Source organism: Mycolicibacterium sp. XJ2546 (assembly GCF_053483195.1).
This window is the reverse complement of the sequence record NZ_JBEFRW010000017.1, coordinates 21,393-45,522: the sequence shown is the minus strand read 5'-3', so window position 1 is coordinate 45,522 and position 24,130 is coordinate 21,393. Positions and strand designations below refer to the sequence as shown.

22 protein-coding genes are annotated in these 24,130 nt (G+C 69.0%); 16 read left to right on the top strand and 6 right to left on the bottom strand.

What is annotated here, in order from left to right:
* Nucleotides 1-51 precede the first annotated feature (51 nt).
* Nucleotides 52-777: a lysophospholipid acyltransferase family protein gene (locus ABQE44_RS21790; protein WP_448394238.1), complete on the top strand. Its 726-nt coding sequence runs from the start codon at nt 52-54 to the stop codon at nt 775-777.
* Between the two features lie 5 nt (nt 778-782).
* Here the strand turns inward: ABQE44_RS21790 and ABQE44_RS21785 are convergent, their stop codons facing one another.
* The gene (locus ABQE44_RS21785; RefSeq protein ID WP_448431868.1) at nt 783-2,027 is read right to left on the bottom strand and encodes a glycosyltransferase 87 family protein; all 1,245 of its coding nucleotides are present in this window, start codon (nt 2,025-2,027) and stop codon (nt 783-785) included.
* 84 nt (nt 2,028-2,111) lie between these two features.
* Between ABQE44_RS21785 and ABQE44_RS21780 the strand changes: the two genes are divergently transcribed.
* From ABQE44_RS21780 to ABQE44_RS21770, 3 genes are read left to right on the top strand one after another with little or no spacing between them, the layout of a single operon-like run.
* Nucleotides 2,112-2,996 carry a hypothetical protein gene (locus ABQE44_RS21780; protein ID WP_448394236.1) on the top strand — a complete coding sequence of 295 codons (885 nt, stop codon included), beginning with the start codon at nt 2,112-2,114 and terminating at the stop codon, nt 2,994-2,996.
* Nucleotides 2,996-3,499 carry a polyadenylate-specific 3'-exoribonuclease AS gene (locus tag ABQE44_RS21775; protein WP_448394235.1) on the top strand — a complete coding sequence of 168 codons (504 nt, stop codon included), beginning with the start codon at nt 2,996-2,998 and terminating at the stop codon, nt 3,497-3,499. Before ABQE44_RS21780 ends, ABQE44_RS21775 begins: the two co-directional genes overlap by 1 nt.
* Nucleotides 3,500-3,503: 4 nt before the next feature.
* Nucleotides 3,504-4,910, top strand: a complete 1,407-nt coding sequence (locus ABQE44_RS21770) for a class II 3-deoxy-7-phosphoheptulonate synthase (protein WP_448431866.1) — start codon at nt 3,504-3,506, stop codon at nt 4,908-4,910.
* Nucleotides 4,911-4,920: 10 nt separating this feature from the next.
* On the opposite strand, the gene ABQE44_RS21765 is transcribed toward ABQE44_RS21770, so the two are convergent.
* A complete protein-coding gene (locus ABQE44_RS21765) occupies nt 4,921-6,096 on the bottom strand; it encodes a protein kinase domain-containing protein (RefSeq protein WP_448394233.1) in 1,176 nt (391 codons plus the stop codon).
* Nucleotides 6,097-6,133: 37 nt separating this feature from the next.
* Between ABQE44_RS21765 and ABQE44_RS21760 the strand changes: the two genes are divergently transcribed.
* A complete protein-coding gene (locus tag ABQE44_RS21760; protein WP_448394232.1) occupies nt 6,134-6,538 on the top strand; it encodes an Rv2175c family DNA-binding protein in 405 nt (134 codons plus the stop codon).
* Here ABQE44_RS21760 and ABQE44_RS21755 read toward each other — a convergent pair.
* The 4 genes from ABQE44_RS21755 to ABQE44_RS21740 all read right to left on the bottom strand — a co-directional run bounded on the left by ABQE44_RS21755 (nt 6,459) and on the right by ABQE44_RS21740 (nt 10,557).
* The gene (locus ABQE44_RS21755) at nt 6,459-8,060 is read right to left on the bottom strand and encodes an alpha-(1->6)-mannopyranosyltransferase A (protein ID WP_448431864.1); all 1,602 of its coding nucleotides are present in this window, start codon (nt 8,058-8,060) and stop codon (nt 6,459-6,461) included. The two genes, ABQE44_RS21760 and ABQE44_RS21755, sit on opposite strands and share 80 nt — an antisense overlap.
* Before the next feature lie 4 nt (nt 8,061-8,064).
* Complete coding sequence (gene idsA2 / locus ABQE44_RS21750) at nt 8,065-9,153, bottom strand: bifunctional (2E,6E)-farnesyl/geranyl diphosphate synthase (RefSeq protein ID WP_448394230.1); 1,089 nt, start codon at nt 9,151-9,153, stop codon at nt 8,065-8,067.
* A gap of 107 nt (nt 9,154-9,260) precedes the next feature.
* Complete coding sequence (locus ABQE44_RS21745) at nt 9,261-9,947, bottom strand: LppM family (lipo)protein (RefSeq protein ID WP_448394229.1); 687 nt, start codon at nt 9,945-9,947, stop codon at nt 9,261-9,263.
* Nucleotides 9,948-9,972: 25 nt separating this feature from the next.
* Entirely contained in the window at nt 9,973-10,557 is a 585-nt protein-coding gene (locus tag ABQE44_RS21740; protein ID WP_448394228.1) for a GNAT family N-acetyltransferase, read from the bottom strand.
* Between the two features lie 222 nt (nt 10,558-10,779).
* Here ABQE44_RS21740 and ABQE44_RS21735 point away from each other — a divergent pair, with 222 nt between their 5' ends.
* The 11 genes from ABQE44_RS21735 (at nt 10,780) to murG (ending at nt 24,106) form a co-directional block, all read left to right on the top strand.
* Complete coding sequence (locus ABQE44_RS21735) at nt 10,780-11,181, top strand: SCO2097 family morphological protein (RefSeq protein WP_448394227.1); 402 nt, start codon at nt 10,780-10,782, stop codon at nt 11,179-11,181.
* Nucleotides 11,182-11,440: 259 nt separating this feature from the next.
* Nucleotides 11,441-11,872 carry a division/cell wall cluster transcriptional repressor MraZ gene (gene mraZ, locus ABQE44_RS21730; RefSeq protein ID WP_448394226.1) on the top strand — a complete coding sequence of 144 codons (432 nt, stop codon included), beginning with the start codon at nt 11,441-11,443 and terminating at the stop codon, nt 11,870-11,872.
* The gene (rsmH, locus tag ABQE44_RS21725) at nt 11,847-13,022 is read left to right on the top strand and encodes a 16S rRNA (cytosine(1402)-N(4))-methyltransferase RsmH (RefSeq protein WP_448431862.1); all 1,176 of its coding nucleotides are present in this window, start codon (nt 11,847-11,849) and stop codon (nt 13,020-13,022) included. The genes mraZ and rsmH overlap by 26 nt, the downstream gene beginning before the upstream one ends.
* The gene (locus tag ABQE44_RS21720) at nt 13,019-13,975 is read left to right on the top strand and encodes a cell division protein FtsL (RefSeq protein WP_448431860.1); all 957 of its coding nucleotides are present in this window, start codon (nt 13,019-13,021) and stop codon (nt 13,973-13,975) included. Before rsmH ends, ABQE44_RS21720 begins: the two co-directional genes overlap by 4 nt.
* Nucleotides 13,972-15,909 carry a peptidoglycan D,D-transpeptidase FtsI family protein gene (locus ABQE44_RS21715; protein WP_448431858.1) on the top strand — a complete coding sequence of 646 codons (1,938 nt, stop codon included), beginning with the start codon at nt 13,972-13,974 and terminating at the stop codon, nt 15,907-15,909. Before ABQE44_RS21720 ends, ABQE44_RS21715 begins: the two co-directional genes overlap by 4 nt.
* 61 nt (nt 15,910-15,970) lie before the next feature.
* Complete coding sequence (locus ABQE44_RS21710) at nt 15,971-17,503, top strand: UDP-N-acetylmuramoyl-L-alanyl-D-glutamate--2,6-diaminopimelate ligase (protein WP_448431856.1); 1,533 nt, start codon at nt 15,971-15,973, stop codon at nt 17,501-17,503.
* Nucleotides 17,500-19,005 carry a UDP-N-acetylmuramoyl-tripeptide--D-alanyl-D-alanine ligase gene (locus ABQE44_RS21705; protein ID WP_448394221.1) on the top strand — a complete coding sequence of 502 codons (1,506 nt, stop codon included), beginning with the start codon at nt 17,500-17,502 and terminating at the stop codon, nt 19,003-19,005. The genes ABQE44_RS21710 and ABQE44_RS21705 overlap by 4 nt, the downstream gene beginning before the upstream one ends.
* The gene (gene mraY, locus ABQE44_RS21700; protein ID WP_448431854.1) at nt 19,002-20,081 is read left to right on the top strand and encodes a phospho-N-acetylmuramoyl-pentapeptide-transferase; all 1,080 of its coding nucleotides are present in this window, start codon (nt 19,002-19,004) and stop codon (nt 20,079-20,081) included. Before ABQE44_RS21705 ends, mraY begins: the two co-directional genes overlap by 4 nt.
* 1 nt (nt 20,082) lies before the next feature.
* Nucleotides 20,083-21,501: a UDP-N-acetylmuramoyl-L-alanine--D-glutamate ligase gene (gene murD / locus ABQE44_RS21695; RefSeq protein WP_448431852.1), complete on the top strand. Its 1,419-nt coding sequence runs from the start codon at nt 20,083-20,085 to the stop codon at nt 21,499-21,501.
* Between the two features lie 5 nt (nt 21,502-21,506).
* A complete protein-coding gene (gene ftsW, locus ABQE44_RS21690; RefSeq protein WP_448394218.1) occupies nt 21,507-22,985 on the top strand; it encodes a putative lipid II flippase FtsW in 1,479 nt (492 codons plus the stop codon).
* The gene (gene murG / locus ABQE44_RS21685; RefSeq protein ID WP_448431850.1) at nt 22,982-24,106 is read left to right on the top strand and encodes an undecaprenyldiphospho-muramoylpentapeptide beta-N-acetylglucosaminyltransferase; all 1,125 of its coding nucleotides are present in this window, start codon (nt 22,982-22,984) and stop codon (nt 24,104-24,106) included. Before ftsW ends, murG begins: the two co-directional genes overlap by 4 nt.
* Nucleotides 24,107-24,130 lie beyond the last annotated feature (24 nt).

Genomic DNA, 24,130 nt, shown 5'->3' with positions numbered 1-24,130 from the left:
AGGTAAAGTTGTCCCAGAACACCGGCCGGTGTTCGGTCACCGGGAGGGCCCATGTGGTATTGGCTGTTCAAATACGTCTTCATGGGACCCGTGCTGTCGTTGCTGGGTCGGCCCAAAGTGCAAGGCCTCGAACATGTTCCGCATTCCGGTCCGGTCATCCTGGCGAGCAATCACCTCGCCGTCGCCGACAGCTTCTATCTGCCGCTGGTAGTCAGCCGCCGGATCACCTTTCTGGCCAAGGCCGAGTACTTCACCGGAACGGGCATCAAAGGATGGTTCACCCGGTGGTTCTACACGGTGGCCGGGCAGGTGCCGATCGACCGGACCGACGCGGACAGCGCGCAGGCCGCGTTGACGACCGCCGCGCGCATCCTCGATGAGGGCAAGCTGCTCGGAATGTACCCCGAGGGCACCCGGTCGCCCGACGGGCGGCTCTACAAGGGCAAGACCGGCCTGGCGCGGCTGGCCCTGGAGACCGGTGTTCCGGTGATTCCGGTGGCGATGATCGGCACCGATGTCGTCAACCCGCCCGGCACCAAGATGTGGCGGTTCGGCCGGGTCGAGGTCAAGTTCGGTAAGCCGATGGACTTCAGCCGGTTCGAGGGCCTGGCCGGTAACCGGTTCATCGAACGCGCGGTGATCGACGAGGTGATGTACGAGCTGATGCGCCTGTCCGGGCAGGAGTACGTCGACCTGTACGCCGCCGACATCAAAGACGGCAAGGCAGACACCACCACCAAGCCGTCGGCGCGGATGCCCGAGGTGGCCGCCGGCTGAGCCGGCTAGTTCACCGCAGGCACCGGCCGATGCGCCGGGTTGGTCGGCGCCGGATCGTCGGTTTTCGAGCGCGCCGGTACCGTGCCCGCCGCCGCGATCACCGCGATCGCCCACCACACATAGGAGCCGCCGACCAGTTGGCGCCACAGCGGTGCCGCGGTCTCCTGGTGTTCGGGCATCAGCGGAATCGGAGTCCACACCATCAGCGCGAGACCCGCCACGGCGAGCACCGCCAACGCGGCATGGCGTCGGCGGTAGGCCACCACCGTGGCCACCAACACGGTCGGCAGCGCCCACACCCAGTGGTGCGACCACGACACCGGCGAGACCACCAGCCCGAACAACGCCACGCAGATCAACGCCAGCACCGGCTCGACCTTGAGTACCCGTCGCGCCGCCCACACCGTCAGCGCCAGCACCGCAAAGCACGCCAGCGTCCACAGCACGAACCGGACGCCCTCGCCCAACCCCAGCCGGGCCAGCGCGCCCGCGATGTTCTGGTTGGTGTTCAGCGTCGCGGTGCCGATGCGGTCGGTGTTGCGCACGGTCTCGGTCCAGTACTCGAGGGAGTCGCGCCAGGCGAACCCGAAGCCGACCAGCGTGGCGGCGACCGCGGATGCGGCGCTGACGAGCAACGCCCGGGTGTCCCGGCGCAGCAGGAAATACAGCAGAAACACCGCGGGGGTGAGTTTGAGCGCGATCGCCAGGCCGAGCAGCGTGCCGCGCGGCCACGGCGTCTTGCGGGGCACACAGTCGGCGATGACCAACGTCATCAGCACCACGTTGATCTGGCCGAAGTCGAAGTTCGACCGGATCGGCTCCAGATAGACCACCGCCGGCGCGACCATCGCGGTCGCCAACCAGGCCCGGCGCAGCCACACCGGCTCGTTGGTCACCGAACTCTGCGGCCACACGTTCAGCCCGCTCAACACGACCGTGGTCGCGACGATCAGCAGGATCAGCGTGGTGAGGGTGATCGCAACACCGGCGGCCTCCAGCGACAGCACGGCCAACGGAGAAAACACGAGTGCGGCCAGCGGGGGATAGGTGAACGGCAGATCCAGCCCGCCCTGGGTGGCGAACATCGCGCCGTCGGCGTACAACGGGCGGCCGTCGAGCCAGGCCTGCCCGCCCATCCGGTACACGTCGACGTCGATGCGGTAGGGCAGCCCGCCCAGCAGTCGCCAGCCCGCCCAGCCCAACGCCGCTACGGTGAGCAGCTGAAACAGCCGCCAGCCCCAGATCCTCATGTTGGGCCCCAGACTATCGGGGCGCATCGGCGCGTCTGCCGGTATCCCGACCGTGTCACGTGCACGTCGGCGTAAGTTTTCTGGGTGCCCGCCGACCTGAACTTCGACTTCGCGATCCCGCCGGAACGGATACCGCTGGCCTTCTGCCTGATCGCGTTCATCCTGACGTTCTTCGTCACCCGCACGATCGTGCGGTACATCCGCAGCCACGCCGACAGCGACGCGCCGCGCAAGTGGTGGCAGCCGCGCAATATCGGCACGGGCGGGCTGCACATCCACCACGTGGTTATCGGTGTGATCCTGGTCATGATCTCCGGGGTGACGATGGTGACGTTGGCGGTCGACGGGGGAGTACCCGAATTCACGGCGGCAGCAATCATTTTCGGAATAGGGGCCGCGCTGGTGCTCGACGAGTTCGCGTTGATCCTGCATCTGGAGGACGTGTACTGGGCCGAGGACGGACGCACGTCGGTCGATGCGGTGTTCGTCGCGGTGGCCGTCGCGGGTCTGCTGATCCTGGGATTCAACCCGCTGTCGTTCTTCGACATCGGGATCTGGCGCGAAGACCACAGCTTCGCCGCACGGGCCAGCGTCGTCGCGATCGCGGTGTTCACGTTGGCGCTGGCGGTCATCGTGCTGCTCAAGGGCAAGGTGTGGACCGGGCTGGTCGGGATGTTCATCACCCCGCTGCTGGTGGTGGGCGCGGTGCGGCTGTCACGGCCGCACGCGCCGTGGGCGCGCTGGCGCTACACCAACCGCCCGCACAAGATGCATCGTGCGCTGGAACGGGAAAGATGGCTGCGGCGACCCGTCGTGCAGGCCAAGCTGTGGCTGCAGGATGCCATCGCCGGGATGCCGAAGTTTCCGGACGACGCCAAGGTCGACGAACAACTCGACCGCGAGATCCGCGCCGCCCCGGCACCGGGTGAGCGCGCGCACACCAGGCAACTCGACAAGGAACATGTTTAGTGCGCTACTTCTACGACACCGAGTTCATCGACGATGGCCGCACCATCGAGTTGATCTCGATCGGTGTCGTCGCCGAGGACGGGCGTGAGTACTACGCCGTCTCAACCGAATTCGATCCGGAACGCGCGGGCAGTTGGGTGCGCAGGCACGTGCTGCCCAAACTGCCGTCGCCGGGGGCTGCGGTGTGGCGTTCGCGTCGGCAGATCCGCGCGGAGCTGGAGGATTTTTTCGGCGTCGACGGCAATGAGCCGATCGAGCTGTGGGCCTGGGTGGGCGCCTACGACCACGTGGTGCTGTGTCAGCTGTGGGGCCCGATGACCGAGCTACCGCCCGCGATGCCACGCTTCACCCGTGAACTGCGCCAACTGTGGGAAGAGCGCGGTTCGCCGCGGATGCCGCCGCGTCCCGACGACAGCCACGACGCGCTGGTCGACGCACGCCACAACCTATTCCGGTTCTGGCTGATCACCGAGGGTCCCGAGGCCGCGGGGTCGTTACCATGATTGGGTGAACTGGACCGTCGACGTACCCATCGACCAGCTGCCCCCGCTGCCGCCGCTACCCGATGAGCTGCGGCAGCGGTTGGACGCCGCCCTGGCCAAGCCGGCGGTGCAACAGCCCAGCTGGGATGCGGAACACGCCAAGACCATGCGGACGGTGTTGGAGAGCGTTCCGCCGGTGACGGTGCCCGCCGAGGTCGAGCGACTCAAGGGCCTCCTGGCCGACGTGGCCCGCGGCGAGGCGTTCCTGCTGCAGGGCGGGGACTGCGCCGAGACCTTCGTCAACAACACCGAACCCCACATCCGCGCCAACATCCGCACGCTGCTGCAGATGGCGGTGGTGCTGACCTACGGCGCCAGCGTGCCGGTGGTCAAGATGGCCCGGATCGCGGGCCAGTACGCCAAGCCCCGCTCGTCGGACATCGACGCGCTCGGGTTGAAGTCCTACCGCGGCGACATGGTCAACGGCTTCGCGCCGGATCCCGCCGTCCGCGAACACGACCCGTCACGTCTGGTGCGCGCCTACGCCAACGCCAGCGCCGCGATGAACCTGGTGCGCGCGCTGACGGCGTCGGGTCTGGCGTCCCTGCACCAGGTGCACGACTGGAACCGCGAGTTCGTCCGCACCTCGCCCGCGGGTGCGCGCTACGAGGCGCTGGCGGGTGAGATCGACCGCGCGTTGACGTTCATGAGCGCCTGCGGCGTCGACGACCGCAACCTGCAGACCGCGGAGATCTACGCCAGCCATGAGGCGCTGGTGCTCGACTACGAGCGCGCGATGCTACGACTGTCCACCGAGGACGCCGAAGGTATGACGGGGGAGCACAAGCCAAAGCTCTACGACCTGTCGGCGCACTACGTGTGGATCGGGGAGCGGACCCGCCAACTCGAGGGCGCCCACATCGCGTTCGCCGAAGTGGTCGCCAACCCGATCGGCGTCAAGATCGGCCCGACGATGACGCCGGAACTGGCCGTCGAGTACGTCGAACGCCTCGACCCGAATAACGTGCCCGGCCGGCTGACGTTGGTGACCCGGATGGGCAACAACAAGATTCGCGACACCCTGCCGCCGATCATCGAGAAGGTGCAGGCCACCGGCCACCAGGTGATCTGGCAGTGCGATCCGATGCACGGCAACACCCACGAGTCGTCCAACGGGTACAAGACCCGCCACTTCGACCGGATCGTCGACGAGGTGCAGGGCTTCTTCGAGGTGCACCGGGCGCTGGGCACTCACCCCGGCGGCATCCACGTCGAGATCACCGGTGAGGACGTGACGGAGTGCCTCGGTGGCGCGCAGGACATCTCCGACACCGATCTGGCGGGCCGCTACGAAACCGCGTGCGATCCGCGGCTCAACACCCAGCAGAGCCTGGAGTTGGCGTTCCTGGTCGCGGAGATGCTGCGCGACTAGAGTCCGGCCGCTACAGCAGGACGCTGATGTTGGTGCCCAGCGTCCACGCGCCTGCGGCGGTCAGGCCGGTAAGGGTCAGCACCGTGAGAAACCAGAACCATCCCGCCCGTCTGGTGCGTTGGCGCGCCCAGTAGAACTCGTCGATATCGACACCTGCGAATGTCCCTGTGGCAGGCCGATATTCGGGTTCGGGTGCGATGTCGTCGCGGGTGAACTCGCGGGTGTGCTGAGGCGGGGGCTGCGCCGGTGATGGGTGCCGGCTGTGGTGCAGCGCCGCCGACGCGTGCTGTGCCGAGTTGCGCGGCGCGGGCACCCGGAACGGTGGCAGGCCCAGCTCGTGGACGATCGCGTCCAGTTCGTCGGCCATGTGCTGGGCGTCGGCGTAGCGTTGCGCGGGGTCGCGGGCGGTGGCGTGCAGCACCAGCTCGTCGAATTGTGCTGGGACACCGGCGATCACCGAGCTCGGCATGGGAACGTCGTTGTCCATCCGTTGGTACGCCACGGCAAGTGCGCTGTCGCCGGTGAACGGTGTGGCGCCGGTGAGCAGTTCGTAGAGCAGGATGCCGGCCGAGTACACATCGCTGCGTGGCCCGGCGTTGCCAGTGCTGACCTGCTCGGGCGACAGATAGGCCGCCGTACCCAAAATGACGCTGGTGGAAGTGATCTTGGCTTCGGCCACCGCGCGCACCAGGCCGAAGTCGGCGATCTTGACATCGCCCTCGTCGGAGATCAGCACGTTCTCGGGTTTGATGTCGCGGTGGACCAGCCCGGCCTGGTGAGCGACGGCCAACCCGCCGAGCACCGGCGCCAGCACCGCCGCGGCGGCGTGCGGCGGCATCGGGCCGCGTTCGCGCAACAGTTCCCGCAGCGTGCCGCCCTCGACGAGCTCCATCACCAGAAAGGGCTGCTGACCGTCCATACCCTGGTCGTAGACGGCGACCAGGCCCGGATCCTTCAGCCGGGCCACCGCGCGCGCCTCGCGCTGGAAGCGGGTGAGGAACTGGGTGTCACCCGCGTAGCGCGAATCCATGATCTTGACCGCGACGGACCGGTCGAGCCGCAGGTCCAGGCCGCGGTATACCGCCGACATGCCACCGGTGGCGATGATCGTGTCCACCCGGTAGCGGCCATCCAGCACGGTCCCGCCCAGGGGATCCAATTGCTGGTTGGCTTCCACCGAAGACATGTTAACGAGACGGCCCGCTCGACTTAGACTCGATGTGGTGAGCACCATTCCGGCCGCCGAAGATGTTCTCGATCCCGATGAGGCCGTGTACGACCTGCCCGCGGTCGCCGACTTGCTCGGCGTACCGGTGTCCAAAGTGCATCAGCACCTCAAGGAGGGCCACCTGATCGCCGTGCGCCGAAACGGTGAGGTGGTGGTGCCCAAGGTCTTTTTCGACGACACCGGACATGTGGTCAAGAGCCTGACCGGTCTGCTCGTCGTCCTGCAGGACGGGGGATATCACGAGACCGAGATCATGCGGTGGCTGTTCACCCCGGACCCATCGCTGACCATCCGCCGCGACGGCAGCACCGAAAATCAGGTCAATGCTCGGCCGGTTGATGCGCTGCATTCCCACCAGGCTCGCGAGGTGGTCCGTCGGGCCCAGGCGATGGCTTATTGACCGCCCGCGGTCGTGGCCTATTGACCGCACGCGGTCGTGGCTTATTGAGCTCGGTCGTCTCCGACGTCCGGTACAGCGCGTACCACGCCACCACCGCGCACGCCGTGGCCAGCAGCACGTGCGTCCACGAGTACATTCCGTGCGCCCCGTCGGGCTTCCACACCACGGTTATCCATGTCGACAGCCCGGCGATCACCGCGATCGCCGACCGGGTCTGCGCCAGCGCGGAAACCACTGCCAATGGCCAGGTGTAGTACCAGGGCAGTGCGGCGGGCACGAACAGCACCACCACGACCATCACCCAGGCGATCCCCACCAGCGCCTCCCGGTCGGTATGGCGAAAACGCCACCACAGCAACGGAAGTGCGATCGCGATGATCGCGATGCCGATGATCCTGGTGACGTCGAGCACGGCATAGAAGTTGACCGCGCCAAACAGGCCGCCGATGACGTTGATCAGGTTGGCCGCCGCGGTCGGGATGGTCAGCCAGTTGATGATCTTCACCGAGCCGGCGAGCGCGGTCAGCCAGCCCAGGCCCACGCCTGCGATGAGCGAGAGGATCGAGAACACCACGACGAACAGCGCCGCGGACGCCACCGTGGCGATCACGAAAGCCTTGGCCGCGCCGTAGCCGCGTCGGCTCCGCAGGTCACGGGCCCACACCCAGACCATGAACGGAAGCGCCAGCCCCGCGGTGGCTTTCACCGCGACGGCGGCGGCGATCAGGCCCACACCCCAGCCGTGGCGGCCGGAGAACGCCAGCGCGATACCCGCCATCATCAGCCCGACCATCAGCATCTCGTTGTGCACGCCGCCCATGAGGTGGATGATCACCAGCGGGTTGAGCACGCAGATCCACAGCGCAGTCGGCCCGTCGGCGCCGACATGTCTGGCCACCCGCGGCGCGGCCCAGATCAGCAGCGCCAGACCGGGCAGCATGCACAGCCGCAGCAGCAACGTGCCCGCGACGATGTCCTCGCCGACCAGTTGGGTGACGAACCTGGCGATCAGGATGAAGCCGGGCCCGTACGGCGCGGTGGTCGTCGTCCAGATCGGGCTCACGTTGTCCAGCAGCGAGTTCGGGTTGTCGACGGGGCCGACGGCATAGGGGTCGAAGCCGTCGCGCAGCAGCGCGCCCTGGGCCAGGTACGAATAGGTGTCCCTGCTGAACAGTGGAACGCTGAGCAGCAGCGGAGCCAGCCAGAACGCGGTGGTGGCGACCATCGTGTATTCGGTTGTGGTGCGGGCGATCACACGACGGCCCAGCCACAGCCACGCCACCAGCATCAGCGCCACGCCGGCCCACATCAGCACCGAAGACAACACCAGCCCGTGCCCGAAGCGCAGCCACGACACGTGCATCGACTCCAGCAGCGGATCGTGCAGTCGGGTGCTGCCGGCGCCCAGCCCGCCTGCCGCGATCAACAGGGCTCCCAGAAAGCCCAGCCGGGCGGGTTGTGCCTGCGGGGATGTCGCGAACGACGTCAGTCGCGAAAGGTGTTGTACCAGGGAGGTCGTCATGTCTCTAGGCGGACCGGTTCGCTACCAATCTGGTGAGCTCGGCCAGCCCGGCTTTGGCGTGTTCGTCGATCGGTGCCGCGTCCAGTGTGTGCAGGGCTCGTTGGGCCAGTTCCGCGATGCGCTGTTCGACGGCGGCCAACGCGCCCACCGACTCGATCATCTGGCACAGGTCCTTCACCGCGGCGTCGGAGAGCTCGGTGCCGATGGCGGCGCGCAACCGTTTGGCGGCCGCGGGATCGTTCTTGTCGGCCAATTCGATCGCCTCGGCCAGCAGCACCGTGCGCTTGCCCGACCGCAGATCGTCACCGGACGGTTTACCGGTCACGGCGGGGTCGCCGAACACGCCGAGAACGTCGTCGCGCAGCTGGAACGCGACGCCCAGGTCATTGCCCATCTCGTGGAACGCCGCAAGCACCTCGGGCCGGTCGGCGGCCGCGGCGACACCCAACTGCAGCGGACGCGAGATCGTGTAGGACGCGGTCTTGTAGATGTTGACCGTCATCGCGGACTCCACCGCTTCGGCGCCGCTGGCCTCTGAGACGATGTCGAGGTACTGGCCGGCGAGGACCTCCGAACGGATCGCGGCCCAGATCCGGCGCACCCGCCGATGGGCTTCGGCCGGCAGATCCACCGTCGCAACGATGTCGTCGGCCCACACCAACGCGAGGTCGCCCAGCAGGATGGCCGCTGATACCCCGAACTGTTCCGAAGGCCCGTGCCAGGCGTTGGCGCGGTGCCGGTCGGCGAACAGCCGGTGCACGGTGGGCAGCCCGCGCCGCGTCGCCGAGGCGTCGATGACGTCGTCGTGGACCAGCGCGCAGGCATGCAGCAGCTCAAGGGCGGAGAACAGCCGCAGCGCCTGCGGGTCGAGTGGGTCCGCGTCGTGGTCGGCGACCGCGCGCCAGCCCCAGTAGGCGAACGCGGGCCGCAGCCGTTTGCCGCCGCGCAGCACAAATTCCTCCAGCGCGGCGGTCAGCTCAGCGTAGGCGGGGCCCATGTAGGCGCCGTCTTCGGCGCGTTCGGCCAGCACCTCACGCAGCTGTTCGGTGACGGCGCCGGCCAACTCGACGGCTGACGGTGCCACAGTGTGCACGCTCAGAGGGCGCCCCTTTCGCTGTGCGTTTCTACCCCGGCCCGAGTCGCATTCAGAGTAGAGCTTGCAGCTGGGCATTTAGCAACTCAGGCGGTGGCCGTCGCCGGTTACGGCGCAGGGCCGCCGACGCGGGGCGACCGGTCGCGGCTCAGATACGCCAGCGCGCCGATGAGGCCGGCCACCGCCAGCGAGCCCAGCCCGAGCCAGATCGCGGCGCCGGTGAACGAGCGGGCGCTGGGATCGGTGTAGCGCGCCTGGGCGTTCATCGTGCTGACCACGCCGGGGCGCAGCTTCCACTGGACGATCTCCGCGGAGACCTGATCACCGTTGGTCGAGGTCACCTCTCCGGGAAACGACACCGACAACGACACGTCGGCCTCCGGATCGTTGAGGGACGTGAGATCGGCGCGGCCCTCGAGGATCACGAGGTCACCGGCGCGGCGCAGTGAGATGTCCACGCCCGCGGCGTCGCGGTTCATGTTGGCCAGCTGCGGGACCTCGGCAAACGTCAAGTCGGAGAACACCGCCCGCGAGCCCACGTAGTCGTCGCGTTCGTATTCCGACACCGCCACCTTGTTGGAGAACGGGAGGTTGTTGAGCAGTTGCGGGCCTTTGTCGTCGGCGTTGCGCGGAATGGCTGCCGCGACGATCTGCCCGGATACCCGGTCGTCGGGGGAGACGGTGATCGACGCGCGGATCCGCACACACCCCACAGCCGTGGGCAACACCACGAGCAACACCAGAACAACAGCCAGCAGCCGGGTTCTGCTGCCGCGCTTGAAGAGGGCCGGCACGTGGTCATCGTGCCAGATCGACACGTCAAAGCGGCAGCGACCGGCCCAGGATGGCGAAGGCGCGCGGGTCTCCGGCGAAGTGGTAGCCGCGGATGATGTCGGTGAAGCCGAGCCGTCGGTACAACCGCCAGGCCCGATTGGACTCGCCGTTGATCTCCGGTGTCGACAGCAGCACGTAGGACTCGGCGCGGTCGGCGAGCAGCCTGCGCGCCAACGCTTCACCGAGCCCGCGGCCCTGAGCGCGGGGGTGGATGTGCAGCTCGGTGAGCTCGAAGTAGCTCGTCATCAGCTCCGAGATCCGCGAGCGGTCCGCGCCCACCCGGCGCAGACCGGACACCACCTGCTGCTGCCACCACTGGTCGGGTGCGCCGCAGTAGCCGTAGGCGATGCCGAGCATCGGCGCCTGCGAAACCGCCTCGGCGTCGTTGTCGGCGGCTTCGACGGCGGCGACGGCCTTCCAGCCCTGTCTGCGGGTGTGCTCCAGCCACATCGAGGCGCGCTGAGCTTCGGTGCCGCGGGGGTACCGCATGGCGTCGACGTACACCGCCAGGGCGTCACCGAGCCGGCGTTGCATATCGCTCGGCGACAGATCGATGAGATGTGTCGCCAACTGTTCTCGCCTTCTCCAAGGGGTGGTGCGGGGTCTGGTTCCATTATTCGGTGACATGCTGCTGCTTCCCAGCGGCGGCGCACGTCATACAATCGGGGGTCCAACAAGGTGGTACGGCTCAGGTAGACCTCGTATCATGACTGTTAGGTGCCCGTTGCGGCGGGTGCGACTGTTTAGTTTTTGAGATGGCCGGGTCGGCCCCGGGTTTCGAGGGAGGGACGAATGCCACTCTCCGATCATGAGCAGCGCATGCTCGACCAGATCGAGAGCGCGCTCTACGCCGAGGACCCCAAGTTCGCGTCCAGCGTTCGTGGTGGCACCTTGCGCGCTCCCTCGGCGCGGCGTCGCCTCCAGGGCGCCGCGCTCTTCGTGGTCGGTCTGGCGCTGTTGGTCTCCGGTGTTGCGTTCCCCGCGACCCAGATCAGCGGCTTTCCGGTTCTGTCCGTCATCGGCTTCATGGTGATGTTCGGCGGGGTGGTGTTCGCCATCACCGGCCCGCGGGTGGTCGGCGGCCGTGACCGCTCTCCCGAGCCGGGCGCACCGCGGCAGAAGAAGGCCAAGGGCGCCGGCGGCTCGTTCACCAGCCGTATGGAAGACCGTTTCCGCCGCCGCTTCGACGAATAGTTTGACACCGAAGAAGGGGTAGCCCGCCCGGGCTGCCCCTTTTTTCGTGCCCCGCTCGCCCCCACTTCACCCCACCCGCTACGACCTGCCGTTTTGCTGTTCGCGGGGTTACCGCCGACCGGTGCTCGTGGCGTTGGGTGGGGAAGTCGCGACATTGACACGCTGCATTGGGGGCAAAGTGGGGGATTGTGGGGTAAAGTGGCGGACAACGGAGCGACCGGGGCTCTGTTGACAGGCCGGGCAGTTGGAGGTTGGCGAGATGTTTCTCGGCACCTACACGCCGAAGCTCGACGACAAGGGGCGGCTCACGCTGCCCGCCAAGTTCCGCGACGCGCTGGCAGGAGGGTTGATGGTCACCAAGAGCCAAGATCACAGCCTGGCCGTGTACCCGCGCGCTGAGTTCGAAAAGCTGGCGCGACGGGCGTCGCAGGCCTCGCGCAGCAACCCGGAGGCGCGGGCGTTCCTGCGCAACCTGGCCGCTGCCACCGATGAACAGCATCCCGATTCGCAGGGCCGTATCACGCTGTCCGCCGATCATCGCCGCTACGCCAACCTGTCCAAGGACTGCGTGGTGATCGGATCGGTTGACTACCTGGAAATCTGGGATTCCACGGCATGGCAGGAGTACCAGCAGACGCACGAAGAGAACTTCTCCGCGGCCACCGATGAAGCTCTGCACGACATCATCTGATTCGGTGGCTGACCGGCATGCGGCCCGTGCATCGCGGCCTCTGCCCGAACCGGCCCTGGCGTACTTCCCCAACGCCAGGTCCGTGCTCTCGGACAGGGACCCCGGTGCAGCGGGCCCGCTGCTCGGTCGGAAAAGGGCATATGCGAGAGGTATTGCGATGGCCCCGGAAGCTCACGGTCACGTGCCGGTCCTGCTCGACCGCTGTGTCGAACTTTTCGAACCGGCGCTGACCCGGCACAGTTCCGACGGCACCGGCGCCGTGTTGGTCGACGCCACGCTGGGCGCGGGCGGACATGCCGAACGGTTCCTGACACAGTTTCCCGGTCTGCGGTTGATCGGGCTGGACCGCGACCCCGACGCGCTGTGGATCGCCGGGGAACGGTTGGCCCCGTTCGGCGACCGGGTGATGTTGGTGCGCACCCGCTACGACGGCATCGAAGGCGTTCTGGGTGAAACCGGTTATTGGACAAGCAAAGACTCCATGCTCGTGCAAGGCATCCTGTTCGATCTCGGGGTGTCGTCGATGCAGCTCGACCGCACCGAGCGCGGGTTCTCCTATTCCGCCGACGCACCGTTGGACATGCGGATGGACCCCGACGCCACGTTGACAGCCGCCGAGGTCGTCAACACCTACGACGAGAAGTCGCTGACCCGCGCGCTGCGCGAATTCGGCGAAGAGCGCTTCGCCGGTCGCATCGCCGCCCAGATCGTCCGCCGTCGCGCTCGGCAACCGTTTGCCACCACAGGTGATCTCGTCGAACTGCTGTATCAGGCGATCCCGGCGCCGGCCAGGCGCACCGGTGGCCATCCGGCCAAGCGCACCTTCCAGGCGCTGCGCATCGTCGTCAACGGCGAACTGGACTCGCTGCGCGCGGCGCTGCCCGCGGCGCTATCCGCGTTGGCGCCGGGCGGGCGGATCGTGGTGATGGCCTATCAGTCTCTGGAGGACCGCATCGTCAAGAATGCGTTCACCGCCGCGACGGCGTCGCGCACACCTCCCGGTCTACCCGTCGAATTGCCCGGGCACGAACCGCAGTTCGTCGCATTGACCCGCGGCGCCGAACGGGCAGCGCCTGCGGAGATGGAACTGAACCCGCGTAGTGCATCTGTCCGGCTACGAGCACTGGAAAAGGTGAGGGGAGCGGCGTGAAACCCAAGCAGGCCAAGCGTAAAGCGCCGGTGCGCGGCAACGACAAGGGTCGGCGGGATCCGCGCAACCCGCGCGAACCACGTAACGCGCGCAATCCGCAGCGCCGCACGGCCGATGCGCCGCCACGGCGCAAACCGCCTCGCGAGCAGCGCGCCGCCCGCTCGGCGCCGCAAACCGGTCCGATCCGGCGCCCGGTCTCGAGACCGGCCCGGCCGAAGAACACCAGCCAAGCCAAGGCCCGAGCCAAAGCGCGTAAAGCCAAGGCGCCCAAGGTTATCCGGCCACCACTTCGGCAGCGGCTCATCGTCAAACTCGCATCGATCGACCTGAACCCCCGGACCCTGGTCGCCCGGGTGCCGTTCGTGGTGCTGGTCATCGGATCGTTGGGCTTCGGCCTCGGCATCACGCTGTGGTTGTCCACCGACGCCGCGGAGCGTTCCTATCGACTCGGCAACGCCCGCGAGACCAACCAGGCGCTCCTGCAACAGAAGGAAGCCCTCGAACGCGAGGTGCTCGAGGCGCAGGCCGCACCGGCGTTGGCCGAGGCGGCTCGCGAACTCGGCATGATCCCGTCGCGTGACACCGCGCACCTGGTGCAGGACCCGGCGGGTAACTGGATCGTGGTCGGCACGCCGAAACCCGCGGAGGGCGTTCCGCCGCCGCCGCTGAACACACCGCTGCCGGAGGCGGCACCGCCGCCACCGCCCTCGTCGCCCGCGCCCCGGGTGGTCGAACCGCTCGAGCGCTCGGTTCGGTTACCGTCCACGACGGAGCAGGCGCCCGGCGTCGTGCCGCAGGTACCGCAGGTGCCGCAGGTGCCCGGTGCCGTGCCGCACGTACCCGCGCAGGGCCCGCCGGGGCCGGTGCCCGGGATGCAACAACCGCTCCCGGTCCCCGCACCCGCACCCGCACCCGTGCCCGTGCCCGCGCCCGCGGTCGGCGCTCCGGCATGAGCCGCGGCGAGCGCCAGAACCGGCGAACGGCAAAACCCAAGCCCCGCCCGGCCAAACGTGCGACCGCCACCACACAGGAGCGCTCGGCCAAGGCGCGGCGTACCCGTTCACCCATCGTCGACAGCGGGCTGCGCAGCGCGTCGTTCGTGTTCCGGCACCGCACCGGAAACGCCGTGATCTTCCTGCTGCTCGTCGTCGCCGCCGCGCAGCTGTTCCACCTGCAGGTGCCGCGCGCCGAGGGCCTCCGCGCCGAGGCCGCAAGCCAACTCAAGGTCACCGACGTCGACAAAGCGGTGCGCGGGGCGATCGTCGACCGCGACAACGACAAGCTGGCGTTCACGATCGAGGCGCGCGCCTTGACCTTTCAACCGGCCAAGGTGCGCAAACAGTTGGAGGAGGCCAGGGCGAAGACCTCCGATGCGCCCGACCCCGACGAACGACTGCGGGATATCGCCGCAGAAGTCGCGTCGCGGCTGAACGACAAGCCCGACGCGACGACGGTGCTCAAGAAGCTGCGAAGCGACGAAACGTTCGTCTACCTGGCGCGCGCGGTGGACCCGGCCATTGCCGAGGCCATCCGGGCGGAGTACCCCGAAGTCGGTGCAGAGCGTCAAGATCTGCGCCAGTACCCGGGTGGCTCCCTGGCCGCCAACATCATCGGCGGGATCGACTGGGACGGGCACGGCCTCTTGGGGCTTGAGGATTCGCTCGACGCGGCGCTGGCGGGCACCGACGGGTCGATCACCTATGACCGCGGCTCTGACGGTGTGGTCATCCCGGGCAGCTACCGCAACCGCCACGACGCGGTGGATGGTTCCACGGTCATGCTCACCCTCGACGACGACATCCAGTTCTACGTGCAACAGCAGGTGCAGCAGGCCAAGAACCTGTCCGGTGCCAAGCACCTGTCGGCCGTGGTGCTCGACGCGAAAACCGGTGAGGTGCTCGCGATGGCCAACGACAACACCTTCGATCCCTCCCAGGACATCGGCAGACAGGACAACCGGGAACTGGGCAACCCGTCGGTGTCCGCACCGTTCGAACCCGGTTCGGTCAACAAGATCGTCACCGCGGCGGGTGCCATCGAATATGGGCTGTCCCAACCCGACGAGGTGCTGCAGGTGCCCGGTTCCATCCACATGGGCGGCGTCACCGTCGGCGACGCCTGGGAACACGGCGTCATGCCCTACACCACCACCGGGGTGTTCGGGAAGTCGTCCAACGTCGGCACGCTGATGCTCGCGCAGCGGATCGGCCCGGAGCGGTTCGCAGATCTGTTGCGCCAGTTCGGGCTCGGCCAGCGCACCGGGGTGGGCCTGCCCGGTGAGAGCGCGGGCATCGTGCCGCCGATCGACCAGTGGTCAGGCAGCACATTCTCGAACCTGCCCATCGGGCAGGGCCTTTCGATGACCCTGCTGCAGATGACCGGGATGTACCAGACCATCGCCAACGACGGTGTGCGGATTCCGCCGCGGATCGTCAAGACCACGGTCGCACCCGACGGCACCCGTACCAACGAGCCGCGTCCCGAGGGGGTTCGGGTGGTGTCGGCGCAGACCGCCAAGACCGTCCGCGACATGTTGCGCGCGCCCGTCCAACGCGATCCCCGCGGCGTGCAGCAGGGCACCGGACCGCAGGCGGCCATCGAGGGCTACCAGGTGTCGGGCAAGACTGGCACCGCGCAGAAGATCAACCCGGCGTGCGGCTGCTACTACAGCGACGTCTACTGGATCACGTTCGCGGGCATGGCCCCGACCGAGGATCCGCGCTACGTCGTGGGGGTCATGGCCGACGACCCGGACCGGGCGGCCGACGGCGAACCCGGCAGCTCGATGGCGCCGCTGTTCCACAACATCATGTCCTGGCTGCTGCAGAGCCAGAACGTGCCGCTGTCAGCCGACCCCGGCGCGCCGCTGGTGCTGGTCGCCGACTGACCTGCGCAGAGCACCGCTTGCGGCCGGACGCCGGTGGCCGGCCGGTACTGTGTCATCCGCGATGAACCTGCGTCCCCGCCAACCTGCCGGCGCCGCGCTCGCGCAGCTCGCTGAGCAGCTGGCGGCGGCACCTGCCGCACCGGGCCCGGTGCCCGACATCGAGATCACCGGCGTGACGCTGCGCAGCAGCGATGTCCGGCCCGGTGACGTGTTCGCCGCGCTGTCCGGGTCCGCCTCACACGGCGGCCGCTTCGTCGGCGAAGCGTTGGCCCGCGGGGCCGCGGCCGTGCTGACCGACCCCGACGGGTTGGCACATATCGGCGCCGACATCGCGGTGCCCGTGCTGGTGCATCCCGCGCCGCGAACGGTGCTCGGCGAGTTGGCGGCCACCGTGTACGGGCATCCGTCGGAGAAGCTGCGCGTCATCGGCGTGACCGGCACGTCCGGGAAGACCACCACCACCTATCTGGTCGAAGCGGGGCTGCGCGCGGCCGACCGGGTCGCGGGGCTGATCGGCACCGTCGGCATCCGTATCGACGGGCGCGACCAGCCCAGCGTGCTGACCACCCCGGAGGCCCCCGATCTGCAGGCGTTGTTGGCGCTGATGCTCGAAGGCGGCGTCGACACGGTCGTCATGGAGGTGTCCAGCCACGCGCTATCGCTGGGGCGCGTGGACGGCGTGCGTTTCGCGGTCGGCGGGTTCACCAACCTGTCGCGTGATCACCTGGACTTCCACCCGACGATGCAAGACTACTTCGACGCCAAAGCCCGCCTGTTCGACCCCGAATCACCCACGCACGCCGACGTTTCGGTGGTGTGCGTCGACGACGACGCGGGATGCGCGATGGCAGCGCGCGCGCACCGGCCGATATCGGTGAGCACTACCGGCCGCGACGCCGACTGGCGCGTCGAGGACATTCGCGCGGTCGACACCGGCTCGGCGCCCGCACAGGACTTCATCGCCGTCGACCCCGCGGGCGTGCATCACCGGCTGCGCATCGGCCTGCCCGGCCACTTCAACGTCGCCAACGGCCTGCTGGCGGTGGCGCTGCTCGACGCGGTCGGCGCCTCCCCCGAGCAGGCCGCACCCGGGCTGCGCACCGCAACAGTGCCCGGCCGGCTCGAGGCCGTCGACCGCGGGCAGGCGTTTCTTGCGTTGGTCGATTACGCTCACAAACCCGGTGCGCTGCAGGCCGTGCTCGAAACGCTGCGCGCGCACCGGACCGGCCGCTTGGCCGTGGTGTTCGGCGCCGGCGGTAACCGAGACGCCGGCAAGCGCGCCCCGATGGGCCGCGTCGCCGCCGAACTTGCCGACCTGGTCGTGGTCACCGACGACAACCCCCGCGACGAAGACCCCGCGGACATCCGCGCGGCGGTCGTGGCCGGTGCGGCCGGTGGGAGCGCCGAGGTGGTCGAAATCGGTGACCGCCGCATGGCGATCGAACACGCGGTGGCGTGGGCGGCGCCAGGCGACGTTGTTCTGGTGGCAGGTAAGGGCCACGAAACCGGGCAGACCAGCCGGGGCCAGACCCGCCCGTTCGACGACCGCGACGTGCTGGCCGGCGCGCTGGAAGCATTGGAGCACCGCACATGATCGCCCTGTCGCTGGCCCAGATCGCCGACATCGTCGGGGGCCGGCTCACCGACATCAGCGTGCAGGAGGCCGCGGCCACCAAAGTCACCGGAACTGTCGAGTTCGACTCGCGCGCAGTCACTTCCGGCGGGTTGTTCCTCGCGCTGCCCGGTGCCCGCGCCGACGGGCACGACCACGCCGCGGCCGCCGTCGCCGCCGGGGCGGTCGGGGTGCTGGCCGCCCGCCCGGTCGGGGTGCCCGCCGTCGTCGTGGACCCCACACCTTCGGCGACCGACCGCGGTGGCCTGGTGTTCGAGCATGACGCCGACGGTTCGGGTGCGGCGGTGCTGGCCGCGCTGGCCAAACTGGCTGCCGCGGTGGCCGCCGAACTGGTCGACGGCGGGCTCAAAGTCGTCGGCATCACGGGTTCCTCGGGCAAGACGTCGACCAAGGACCTGGTGGCTGCGCTGCTGGCGCCGCTCGGCGAGGTGGTCGCGCCGCCCGGCTCGTTCAACAACGAACTCGGCCATCCGTGGACGGTGTTGCGCGCGACGGAGTCCACGGACTTCCTGGTGCTGGAGATGTCGGCCCGGCATCGCGGCAACATCGCGGCGCTGGCCGCCATCGCCGTCCCCTCGATCGCCGTGGTGCTCAACGTCGGCACCGCGCACCTCGGCGAGTTCGGTTCGCGTGAGGCCATCGCGGCGACGAAAGCCGAACTGCCCCAAGCGGTTCCCTCTGACGGTGCGGTGATCCTCAACATCGACGACACCGCGGTGGCGGCGATGGCCGATCAGACGCGCGCCCGGGTGGTCCGGGTCAGCCGGAAACCGGGCACCGCCGACGTCGACGTGTGGGCCGATGCGGTGACGCTGGACGCGTTGGCCCGACCGCAGTTTCGCCTGCACGCCGCCGATCAGCAGGTCGACGTCGCGCTGGCGGTACACGGCGACCATCAGGTGTCCAACGCCCTGTGCGCGGCCGCGGTCGCGCTCGAATGCGGCGCCACGCTCGAGCAGGTGGCCACCGCACTGGCCGCCGCCGCCCCGGTGTCCAAACGGCGCATGGAGGTCGTGACCCGCGACGACGGTGTGACGATCGTCAACGACGCATACAACGCCAACCCCGACTCGATGCGGGCCGGGTTGAAAGCGCTGGCCGCCATCGCGCACGTGGGCGGGAGACGCCGCAGCTGGGCGGTGCTCGGCGAAATGGCCGAACTCGGCGATGACGCGATATCTGAGCATGACAACATCGGTCGGCTTGCCGTGCGATTAGATGTGTCACGACTCATCGTCGTAGGAACCGGGAGGGCTATGAGCGCCATGCACCACGGTGCGGTGATGGAGGGATCGTGGGGCCCCGAGGCGACCATGGTCGCCGACGCCGACGCCGCGTTGGCGTTGCTGCGGGCCGAACTGCGGCCCGGCGACGTGGTGCTGGTGAAGGCGTCCAACGCGGCGGGGCTCGGGCCGCTGGCCGACGCGCTGGCGGCGGGCACCGCTGACGGGGCCAACAGATGAGACAGATCCTCATCGCCGTCGGCATCGCGCTGACGGTCTCGATCCTGCTGACCCCGGTGCTCATCCGGCTGTTCACCCGGCAGGGCTTCGGCCACGAGATCCGCGAGGACGGCCCGCCAAGCCACCACAAAAAGCGCGGCACCCCGTCGATGGGCGGGGTGGCGATCGTCGCCGGCATCTGGGCCAGCTACCTGGGCACCCATTTGGTCGGCGTCGTGATGGACGGTAAGGGCCCGTCGGCCTCGGGCCTGCTGGTGCTGGCGCTGGCCACCGCGCTCGGCCTGGTCGGTTTCACCGACGACCTGATCAAGATCAGGCGATCGCGCAACCTCGGCCTGAACAAGACCGCGAAATCCGTCGGCATCCTGACCGCCGCAGTCATCTTCGGCGTGCTGGCCCTGCAATTCCGCAACGCCGACGGGCTGACACCGGGCAGCGCCGACCTGTCCTACGTCCGCGAGATCGCCACGGTCACGCTGCCGCCGTTGATCTTTGTGCTGTTCTGCGTGCTGATCGTCAGCGCCTGGTCCAACGCGGTGAACCTGACCGACGGCCTGGACGGGCTGGCGGCCGGTGCGATGGCGATGGTGTGCGCGGCCTACGTGCTGATCACGTTCTGGCAGTTCCGCAACGCCTGCGCCACCACCCCCGGACTCGGCTGCTACAACGTGCGCGACCCGCTGGACCTGGCGATCGTCGCGGCCGCCACCGCGGGCGCGTGTATCGGCTTTCTGTGGTGGAACGCCGCACCGGCCAAGATCTTCATGGGCGACACCGGTTCACTTTCGCTGGGCGGCATCATCGCCGGGCTGTCGGTGACCAGCCGCACCGAGATGCTCGCCGTGGTGCTCGGCGCGTTGTTCGTCGCCGAGGTGGTGTCGGTGGTGGTGCAGGTACTGGCGTTCCGCACCACCGGACGCCGGGTGTTTCGGATGGCGCCGTTCCACCACCACTTCGAGCTGGTGGGCTGGGCCGAGACGACGGTGATCATCCGGTTCTGGCTGTTGACGGCGATCGCCTGTGGTCTGGGCGTGGCGCTCTTCTACAGCGAGTGGCTGACCACCGTCGGGGCCTGAGATGTCCGACCTCGCCCCGCTGGTGCCGGGCGCCCGGGTGTTGGTCACCGGCGCCGGGCTGACCGGGCGCTCGGTGAGCGCCGTGCTCGAACCCACCGGGGTGCGGCTGACGATCTGCGACGACGACCCGCTGGCCCTGCAGCGGCTCATCACGCCGGCCCGCGTCGTCACCACCGCCGAGGCCGAGGCGAGCATCGGCGAGTACGCGTTGGTGATCACCAGCCCCGGGTTCGCGCCGACCACCCCGGTGCTGGCCGCGGCGGCGGCGGCGAACGTGCCGATCTGGGGTGACGTCGAGCTGGCGTGGCGACTGGATCGCGCGGGCCGGTTCGGGCCGCCGCGCCGCTGGTTGGTGGTGACCGGCACCAACGGCAAGACGACTACGACCTCGATGCTGCACGCCATGCTGGTGGCGGCAGGACGGCGCGCCCTGCTGTGCGGCAACATCGGCAACCCGGTGCTCGACGTGCTCGCCGAACCGTCGGACATCCTGGCCGTCGAGCTGTCCAGCTTCCAACTGCACTGGGCACCGTCGCTGCGACCGGATGCGGGTGTGGTGCTCAACGTCGCCGAAGACCACCTGGACTGGCACGGATCGTTGCAGGCGTACGCGACCGACAAGGCCCGCGTGCTCGACGGCCGCGTCGGCGTCGTCGGGCTCGACGATCCCATCGCCGCGGGCCTGCTCGACACCGCCGCCGCAGACATCCGCACCGGCTTCCGGCTCGGCGAGCCGGGGGAGCGCGAACTCGGCGTGCGCGACGGGATGTTGATCGACAACGCGTTCGGCGACCAGGTCCGGCTGGCCGAGGCGGCGTCGATCCCGGTCGCGGGTCCCGTCGGGGTGCTCGACGCGTTGGGGGCCGCCGCGTTGGCCCGCGCGGTCGACGTGCCGGCCGAAACCATCGCCGCCGCGCTGCGCGGGTTCACGGTCGGCAGGCACCGCGCCGAAGTCGTCGCGACGGTCGACGGCGTCACCTATGTCGACGACTCCAAGGCCACCAACCCGCACGCCGCCCAGGCGTCGATCGCCGCCTATCCGCGGGTGGTGTGGATCGCCGGCGGCCTGCTCAAGGGTGCCTCGGTCGATGACCTGGTGGCCGCCGTGGTGGACCGGCTGGGCGCCGCCGTCCTGATCGGGCGCGACCGCGAGCTGATTGCCGAGGCGTTATCGCGACACGCACCGAATGTCCCCGTTGTTACGCCTGTGACGGGGGAGGATTCTGGGATGCTTGGGGCAAATGGGACAGATGAGACGGGACGGGCGGTGATGTCAGCCGTGGTCGCCGCCGCACGCGAGCTGGCCAGACCCGGCGACACCGTGCTGTTGGCGCCCGCCGGGGCATCCTTCGACCAGTTCAGCAGTTACGGGCACCGCGGCGACGCGTTCGCCACGGCCGTGCGCGCCCTGTCCAGGTAGCGCCGATGAGCAACATCCTGACCCGCTTGCGGCAGCGCAGGGTGGGCGTCGTCCCAGACGCCGCCGAGCAACCGCTGGGGCAGCCGGCGCCGCGCACCCGGTTCGGCAGCTGGTTGGGCCGGCCGATGACGTCGTTTCACCTGATCATCGCCGTCGCCGCGCTGCTCACCATGCTCGGGCTGACGATGGTGCTGTCGGCCTCCGGCGTCTACTCCTACGACCAGGACGGCTCGCCGTGGGTGGTGTTCGGCAAGCAGGTGCTGTGGACCGTCGTCGGGCTGATCGGGTTCTACGTCGCGTTGCGCACCCGGGTGCAGGTGATGCGCAGCCTGGCGTTCACCGGCTTCGCCATCACGATTGTGCTGCTGATCCTGGTGCTGGTGCCGGGAATCGGGAAGGTAGCCAACGGATCTCGCGGCTGGTTCGTGGTGTCGGGCTTTTCCATGCAGCCCTCCGAGCTGGCAAAGATCGCGTTCGCGATTTGGGGTGCGCACCTGCTGGCCGCACGCCGCATGGAGCGGGCCTCGCTGCGTGAGATGCTGGTGCCGCTGGTGCCCGCCGCCGTCATCGCGCTGGCGCTCATCGTCGCCCAGCCCGACCTCGGGCAGACGGTCTCGCTGGGCATCATCCTGCTGGCGCTGCTGTGGTACGCCGGCTTGCCGCTGCGGGTGTTTGTGTCCTCGCTGTTCGCGGTGATGGCCTCGGCGGCGGTGCTGGCCATGGTCGAGGGCTACCGGTCCGACCGGGTGATGTCGTGGCTGAACCCCCAGATGGACACCCAGGGCTCCGGCTACCAGGCCAAACAGGCGCGGTTCGCGCTGGCCAACGGCGGGTTCTTCGGCGACGGACTGGGCCAGGGCGCCGCCAAGTGGAACTACCTGCCCAACGCGCACAACGATTTCATCTTCGCGATCATCGGCGAGGAACTCGGCTTCGTCGGGGCCGCCGGGTTGCTGTGCCTGTTCGGCCTGTTCGCCTACACCGGCATGCGCATCGCGCGGCGCTCGGCCGATCCGTTCCTGCGGCTGGTCACCGCGACCGCGACGCTGTGGATCATGGGCCAGGTCTTCATCAACGTCGGCTACGTGGTCGGCCTGCTGCCGGTCACCGGGCTGCAGCTGCCGCTCATCTCTGCCGGTGGAACATCAACGGCGACAACGCTGTTCATCATCGGCATCATGGCCAACGCGGCGCGCCACGAACCCGAGGCGGTGGCGGCGCTGCGCGCAGGCCGCGACGACCGGGTGAACCGGTTGTTGCGGTTGCCGTTGCCTGCGCCGTACGTGCCGACCCGCACCGAAGCGCTGCGTGACCGCCTGCGCACCCGGGAGCCGGCCAAGAAACCCGCGCGCAAACCGGCCAAGAAACCCGCGCGCAAACCCCCCGCGGCTGCCCGACCGGTACGGGGCGCAAGGCATCATGGAGGCGGCCGATCTGAGAAAGGCCGGCGGTCCCGCACATTGGAAGGTCAGCGTTACGGGTGAATAGGGTTTCGGTGGTGCTTGCGGGCGGTGGTACCGCGGGACACGTCGAACCGGCGATGGCGGTCGCCGACGCGCTGACCGCGCTCGATCCGACAGTGCAGATCACCGCGCTGGGCACCGAGCGCGGGCTGGAAACCCGGCTGGTGCCCGAACGCGGCTATCGCCTGGAGTTGATCACCCCGGTCCCGCTGCCCCGTAAACCGTCCGGTGATCTACTGCGACTTCCGGTGCGGTTGCGCCGTGCGGTGCGCCAGACCCGCGCGGTGCTCGACGCCGTCCACGCCGACGTCGTCGTCGGGTTCGGCGGATACGTCGCGGTGCCGGCCTACCTGGCGGCGCGCGGGCGCTTCGGCCGGGGCGGCGTCCCGGTGGTGGTGCACGAGGCCAACGCCAGCGCGGGTTGGGCCAACCGGGTTGGTGCGCGCTCGGCGCGCCGCGTGCTCTCCGCGGTACCCGACCCGGGATTGCGCGGCGACGTCGAGGTGGTGGGCGTGCCGGTGCGCGCGGCGATCACCTCGTTGGACCGCGCCGCGCTGCGGGCCGAGGCGCGGGCGCACTTCGGGTTCGCCGACGACGCGAAGGTGCTGCTGGTCTTCGGCGGATCCCAAGGCGCGCAGTCGCTCAACCGGGCGGTGGCCGCGGCCGCCAAAGACCTGGCGGCCGCGGGTATTTCGGTACTGCACGCCCACGGCAGCAAGAACACGCTGGACCTTCGCGAGCCCGCCGACGGCGACCCGCCCTACGTCGCCGTGCCCTACCTGAACCGGATGGACTTGGCTTACGCCGGAGCGGATCTGGCGATCTGCCGCTCGGGGGCGATGACGGTCGCAGAGGTGACCGCGGTCGGGCTGCCCGCAGTGTACGTACCGTTGCCGATCGGCAACGGCGAACAACGGCTCAACGCGCTGCCCGTGGTCAACGCCGGCGGCGGGCTGATCGTCGACGACGCCGAATTGTCCCCGTCCTTCGTCGCCAACACCGTGGTGGGCCTGCTCACCGACACCGGCCGGATGCAGTCGATGACCGCGGCCGCCGCGCTGGCCGGACACCGCGACGCCGCGCAACGGATCGCCCAGATCGCGCTCGACATCGCGCGCGCCGAGCGTAAGGCCATCAGGTGAACCCGAACCTGAGCCTGCCCGACG